This is a genomic window from Salmonella sp. NW177 (genome assembly GCF_051811585.1).
GTDB lineage: Bacteria > Pseudomonadota > Gammaproteobacteria > Enterobacterales > Enterobacteriaceae > Salmonella > Salmonella enterica.
Window position 1 is genome coordinate 35,852 of sequence record NZ_JAMMZV010000014.1, and the last position, 6,627, is coordinate 42,478.

Sequence of the window (6,627 nt, forward strand, 5' to 3'; positions counted from 1 at the left end):
ACGATGATTGAATGGATTATCCGGAGCTCTGTCGCCAACCGTTTCCTGGTCATGATGGGGGCCCTGTTTCTCAGCATCTGGGGAACATGGACGATTATTAACACGCCGGTAGATGCCTTGCCTGACCTGTCAGATGTGCAGGTCATTATCAAAACCAGCTATCCCGGCCAGGCCCCGCAGATTGTAGAAAACCAGGTCACCTATCCGCTTACCACCACCATGTTGTCCGTGCCTGGCGCAAAAACCGTGCGTGGTTTTTCACAGTTCGGGGATTCGTATGTGTATGTCATTTTTGAAGACGGCACCGATCTGTACTGGGCGCGCTCTCGCGTGCTGGAGTATCTGAATCAGGTTCAGGGAAAACTGCCTGCTGGTGTGAGTTCTGAAATCGGTCCTGATGCCACGGGTGTGGGCTGGATTTTTGAATATGCCCTTGTCGATCGCAGCGGAAAACACGACCTTTCAGAACTGCGTTCTCTGCAGGACTGGTTCCTGAAGTTTGAGCTGAAAACCATTCCTAATGTCGCTGAAGTTGCATCCGTAGGCGGCGTGGTTAAGCAGTATCAGATCCAGCTTGACCCGGTAAAACTGACGCAGTACGGCATCAGTCTGCCAGAAGTAAAACAAGCTCTTAGCTCATCTAACCAGGAAGCCGGTGGCTCATCTGTTGAAATTGCTGAGTCAGAGTATATGGTCCGGGCCAGCGGTTATCTTCAGACTATTGATGATTTCAAAAATATCGTCCTGAAAACGGGGGAAAATGGAGTACCTGTTTACCTGCGTGATGTTGCCCGCATACAAATGGGACCGGAAATGCGGCGTGGTATCGCTGAGCTTAACGGTCAGGGCGAAGTCGCTGGCGGAGTGGTGATCCTGCGTTCGGGCAAAAATGCACGCGAAGTCATTACGGCGGTGAGGGATAAACTGGACACGCTGAAGGCAAGCCTGCCTGAAGGAGTGGAGATCGTAACGACATACGATCGCAGCCAGTTAATCGATCGTGCGATTGACAACCTCAGTTACAAGCTTCTTGAAGAGTTTATCGTTGTTGCTGTCGTTTGCGCACTGTTCCTCTGGCATGTCCGTTCTGCCCTGGTGGCGATTATTTCTCTGCCACTTGGCCTGTGTATCGCCTTTATCGTCATGCACTTCCAGGGGCTGAATGCCAACATTATGTCGCTGGGAGGGATTGCAATAGCCGTCGGAGCGATGGTGGATGCCGCCATCGTCATGATCGAAAACGCGCATAAACGGCTTGAGGAGTGGGACCATCAGCATCCCGGGGAACAGATTGATAATGCCACCCGCTGGAAGGTTATCACTGACGCCTCCGTTGAAGTGGGTCCAGCGCTGTTTATCAGCCTGCTGATTATCACATTATCGTTCATTCCTATTTTTACCCTGGAAGGGCAGGAAGGGCGTCTGTTTGGTCCGCTGGCCTTTACAAAAACGTATTCCATGGCGGGTGCAGCCATACTGGCAATCATTGTTATCCCTATTCTGATGGGGTTCTGGATCCGCGGGAAAATTCCTGCTGAGACCAGTAACCCACTGAACCGGTTGCTGATTAAAGCGTATCACCCGTTACTGCTCAGGGTACTACACTGGCCAAAAACAACCCTGCTGGTTGCGGCTTTATCCATTTTCACTGTTATCTGGCCACTGAGTCAGGTGGGCGGCGAGTTTTTACCGAAGATTAACGAAGGTGACCTGTTGTATATGCCGTCAACGTTACCTGGCGTGTCTCCTGGAGAAGCTGCTGCGCTCTTACAGACCACGGACAAACTAATCAAAACGGTGCCTGAAGTGGCCTCAGTTTTTGGCAAGACCGGTAAGGCTGAGACCGCCACGGATTCTGCTCCGCTCGAAATGATGGAAACCACCATCCAACTGAAACCTGAGGATCAGTGGCGTCCAGGCATGACGATTGACAAGATTATTGAAGAACTCGACAGGACCGTCCGTTTACCGGGTCTGGCCAACCTCTGGGTACCGCCTATCCGTAACCGTATTGATATGCTCTCAACCGGCATTAAAAGTCCGATAGGTATTAAGGTATCGGGTACTGTTCTGTCGGATATCGATGTAACAGCACAGAGTATCGAAGCAGTCGCTAAAACCGTACCTGGTGTGGTTTCCGCACTGGCTGAACGACTGGAAGGTGGACGTTATATTGATGTGGACATTAACCGGGAAAAAGCTTCCCGGTACGGGATGACTGTGGGCGACGTCCAGCTGTTCGTCTCTTCAGCAATCGGTGGGGCTATGGTGGGTGAGACGGTTGAAGGCGTGGCCCGGTACCCTATTAACATTCGCTATCCGCAGGATTACCGTAACAGTCCGCAGGCGTTGAGAGAGATGCCAATCCTGACCCCAATGAAGCAGCAAATTACGCTGGGCGATGTTGCCGATATTAAGGTCGTTTCCGGACCAACCATGCTGAAAACCGAAAATGCCCGTCCAGCCAGCTGGATTTACATTGACGCGCGCGGCAGGGATATGGTGTCGGTGGTTAATGACATTAAAACGGCGATCAGTCAGAAAGTGAAACTGAGACCGGGTACCAGCGTGTCATTCTCCGGACAGTTTGAACTGCTTGAGCATGCCAACAAGAAACTGAAGCTGATGGTGCCGATGACGGTGATGATCATCTTCATCCTGTTGTATCTGGCATTCCGCCGGGCTGATGAGGCCTTACTTATTCTGATGAGCCTGCCGTTTGCGCTGGTAGGCGGGATATGGTTCCTGTACTGGCAGGGCTTCCATATGTCTGTCGCAACCGGCACCGGGTTTATCGCCCTGGCCGGGGTGGCAGCAGAGTTTGGCGTGGTCATGCTGATGTATCTGCGTCATGCCATTGAAGCGCACCCGGAATTGTCCCGTAAAGAGACGTTCACACCGGAAGGCCTTGATGAAGCCCTCTATCATGGTGCCGTACTGCGTGTCCGGCCGAAAGCCATGACCGTGGCGGTGATCATTGCGGGTCTGCTGCCAATACTCTGGGGAACCGGTGCAGGTTCAGAAGTCATGAGCCGTATCGCGGCACCCATGATTGGTGGGATGATCACGGCTCCGCTGCTGTCCCTGTTCATTATTCCTGCCGCCTACAAATTAATCTGGCTGCGCAGACATAAAAAAAGCGTGTCCTGAACCTGAAAGGGCACCCCCTGTGGGTGTCCTTCTTTACTGATTCACCCTGACGTCAGGGTTTATATCGATAATATACAGAGGTGAGTATGAAAAAAGTGGTTCTAATAGCGCTGGCTCTCGGCCTTTCACTACCCGCGATGGCGAGTGAAAAAGTGATTGATATGTACAAATCTGAAAACTGTGGCTGTTGTTCCCTGTGGGGCAAAGCGATGGAAAAAGACGGGTTTGAAGTACGAACTCACATCATGAATGATCAGGCGCTGTCAGCCCTGAAAGAAAAGCATGCTATTCCTGCAGGACTACGAAGTTGTCATACCGCGGTTGCCGGTAATTTGATCATTGAAGGCCATGTGCCTGCGACAACGATACATAAGGCAATGCAGTCTGGTTCGGGTATATACGGTCTCGCCACCCCCGGTATGCCAGCAGGAAGTCCTGGAATGGAGATGGGAGCCCGAAAAGAGGCTTACGATGTTATCGCATTCTCACCGGATGGAAGTAAAAAAGTCTTCCAGCGAATCGAATAGTCAGCGGAACGGCTGATAACGGGACGCCGGTAGCAGGCACTCCTGTGCCGGCGATATTCGTGGTAATCGCATCCATGACATACCCTGAAGACAAAAATGCTTCAGATATGCATAAGGAGAGTTACAGTGAAAAATAACAATGCAGTGCAACACAACAACCAGACTGCTTCTGAGCAGACATTATCCCCGGACGAGGGCCACGTATTGCATAAGGTGAGAGATCCCGTGTGCGGGATGGCCATCCTGCCCGACAGGGCGCACAGCAGCATTCGATACCAGGACCATCAACTTTATTTCTGCTCCGCCAGCTGTGAGAGTAAATTTAAAGCCCATCCCGATCGTTATCTTACCGAAGATGCCAGTGAACATTCCCATCACCATCACCACGATCATCACGAAGTCAGCCCTGATCAGATAAAACAGCCTCACCACCAGGCGGAAAAAGAGAATTCTGAAGGTGTGTGGACATGTCCGATGCACCCGGAGATACGCCGCAGTGGTCCCGGAAGCTGTCCTGTCTGTGGAATGGCACTGGAGCCGCTCGTAGCTACGGCATCCACGGGGCCGAGTGATGAACTTCACGACATGACAAGACGCTTCTGGCTGGGGTTGTTGCTGGCGTTTCCGGTTCTGGTACTCGAAATGGGATCTCATCTGTTTCCCGACTTGAGGAATACAGTACCGCCACAGTACAACACATGGCTGCAGTTGCTTCTGGCCTCCCCTGTCGTGTTGTGGTGTGGCTGGCCATTCTTCGCCCGGGCCGGAATGTCGTTACGTAACCGCTCCCTGAATATGTTTACCCTTGTTGCAATGGGGACCGGCGTAGCCTGGGTTTACAGCGTCATTGCAACCGTCTTCCCCTCCTGGTTTCCTGCATCGTTCAGAAACATGGATGGCCTGGTGGCCGTTTATTTTGAAGCCGCAGCAGTTATTACGGTGCTTGTTCTGCTGGGACAGGTTCTTGAGCTGCGGGCACGGGAACAAACCTCAGGCGCCATTACTGCGCTTCTGAACCTTGCCCCCAAAACCGCCAGACGGCTGGATCATGACGGTCATGAAACGGATATTAATGCGGAAGATGTCCTGCCTGGCGATAAGCTCCGCATCAGACCTGGAGAGAGTATTCCGGTCGACGGTATCGTGATCGAAGGCAAAACAACCGTTGATGAATCGATGGTGACCGGGGAGTCTATGCCGGTTACCAAAACGAAGGATGACCCTGTCATTGGGGGGACGATTAATCAGACAGGTAGTCTTATCATCCGTGCAGAGAAAGTCGGTGATGAAACGATGCTCTCACGAATTGTTCAGATGGTCGCTGATGCACAGCGTTCGCGTGCCCCCATCCAGAGAATGGCTGACAGCGTTTCAGGCTGGTTTGTTCCTCTGGTGATACTTATCGCGGTTGTTGCTTTCGTGATCTGGTCTGTCTGGGGGCCCGAGCCCAGGATGGCGCACGGTCTGATTGCGGCTGTGTCGGTCCTGATTATTGCCTGCCCCTGCGCACTGGGGCTGGCCACACCGATGTCGATAATGGTGGGGGTAGGCAAAGGAGCCCAGGCCGGGGTGTTAATCAGGAATGCCGAAGCCCTTGAGCGTCTTGAAAAAGTGGACACGCTGGTTGTCGACAAAACAGGCACGCTCACGGAAGGTTCGCCTACGGTGACAGGGATTATCAGTCTCAATCCGGGTGGGGAAGCATCTCTTTTACGTGTAGCGGCCGCAGTGGAAAAAGGCTCGCAGCATCCGCTGGGTATGGCTGTAGTCCGGGCAGCCCAGCACAGGGGGATCATGATACCCGCAGTCAGTGATTTCAATGCTCCGTCGGGGAAAGGTGTTTCAGGCGATGTTGAAGGTCAACGGGTTGTTATTGGTAATGAACTGGCTATGCAGGAAAACAGTATCGTTATTGATAATCAAAAGGCCGTTGCGGATAAGTTGCGGATGGAAGGCGCTACCGTTATCTATGTGGCCACAGATGGGTACCTTGCAGGCCTGATAGCTATCTCGGATCCCGTGAAAGCAACCACGCCGGATGCACTTAAAGCGTTGCGTCAGGCGGGGATCCGCATCGTTATGCTCACCGGGGATAACCAGCTTACCGCTGAAGCAGTCGCACGGAAACTGGGAATAGATGAGGTTGAAGCCGGGATTCTGCCGGATGGCAAAAAAGCAGTGATAACCCGACTGAAAGCGTCTGGCCATGTGGTTGCGATGGCCGGAGACGGTGTGAATGATGCCCCGGCGCTGGCAGCGGCTGACGTGGGAATAGCCATGGGAACGGGTACAGATGTGGCAATTGAAAGTGCCGGAGTCACCCTTCTCAAAGGCGACCTGATGATACTGAACAGGGCCCGTCATCTGTCAGAGATCACCATGAAAAATATCCGACAGAATCTGTTTTTTGCATTTATCTACAACGCACTTGGTGTGCCGGTGGCTGCAGGCCTGCTTTATCCTGTGTATGGAATACTGCTGTCGCCAGTTATTGCGGCGGCGGCCATGGCTCTTTCTTCCGTCAGCGTCATTGTGAATGCGTTGCGTCTGAAAAGTGTCAGGCTCGGGAAATAACACTGAGTGAAGGGTCTGTTATGAACAGAAGGAGTCCAGTATGAAAAGTACCACCTATGCGCTTATTGCTGTCGCCGCGATCGCGGCATTTGCCCTCCTGCGAGAACACTGGTCACATGTGGCAGGTTACTGGCCATATCTGTTATTGCTGGTCTGCCCGCTAATGCATCTTTTCCACGGCCACGGAGGGCATGGGGATCACCAACATCACGGAAGTGAAAACAATAAAAAAAATTAATCCGGCAAACGGGGCCGCGTCGCGGTCCCGTTATCAGTCCAGGTATCGTTCGTAGTCTCTGGGGCACTGTTGCAAAGTTAGCGATGAGGCAGCCTTTTGTCTTATTCAAAGGCCTTACATTTCAAAAACTCTGCTTAC

4 protein-coding genes are annotated in these 6,627 nt (G+C 52.5%); all 4 read left to right on the forward strand.

What is annotated here, in order from left to right; all coding sequences use genetic code 11:
* Positions 1-3 precede the first annotated feature (3 nt).
* A complete protein-coding gene (gene silA, locus NA986_RS23645) occupies positions 4-3,150 on the forward strand; it encodes a Cu(+)/Ag(+) efflux RND transporter permease subunit SilA (protein ID WP_000574035.1) in 3,147 nt (1,048 codons plus the stop codon).
* Positions 3,151-3,236: 86 nt separating this feature from the next.
* Complete coding sequence (locus NA986_RS23650) at positions 3,237-3,677, forward strand: DUF411 domain-containing protein (RefSeq protein ID WP_000758221.1); 441 nt, start codon at positions 3,237-3,239, stop codon at positions 3,675-3,677.
* A gap of 96 nt (positions 3,678-3,773) precedes the next feature.
* Entirely contained in the window at positions 3,774-6,251 is a 2,478-nt protein-coding gene (gene silP / locus NA986_RS23655; RefSeq protein WP_001398208.1) for an Ag(+)-translocating P-type ATPase SilP, read from the forward strand.
* Positions 6,252-6,291: 40 nt separating this feature from the next.
* The gene (locus tag NA986_RS23660) at positions 6,292-6,489 is read left to right on the forward strand and encodes a DUF2933 domain-containing protein (protein WP_000843496.1); all 198 of its coding nucleotides are present in this window, start codon (positions 6,292-6,294) and stop codon (positions 6,487-6,489) included.
* The last annotated feature ends 138 nt before the right edge of the window (positions 6,490-6,627 follow it).

What these genes read in the sequence shown, in the direction of transcription:
- silA (WP_000574035.1), top strand. Translation starts at nt 4, where the DNA reads ATGATTGAATGGATTATCCGGAGCTCTGTCGCCAACCGTTTCCTGGTC.
- NA986_RS23650 (WP_000758221.1), top strand. Translation starts at nt 3,237, where the DNA reads ATGAAAAAAGTGGTTCTAATAGCGCTGGCTCTCGGCCTTTCACTACCC.
- silP (WP_001398208.1), top strand. Translation starts at nt 3,774, where the DNA reads ATGCTTCAGATATGCATAAGGAGAGTTACAGTGAAAAATAACAATGCA.
- NA986_RS23660 (WP_000843496.1), top strand. Translation starts at nt 6,292, where the DNA reads ATGAAAAGTACCACCTATGCGCTTATTGCTGTCGCCGCGATCGCGGCA.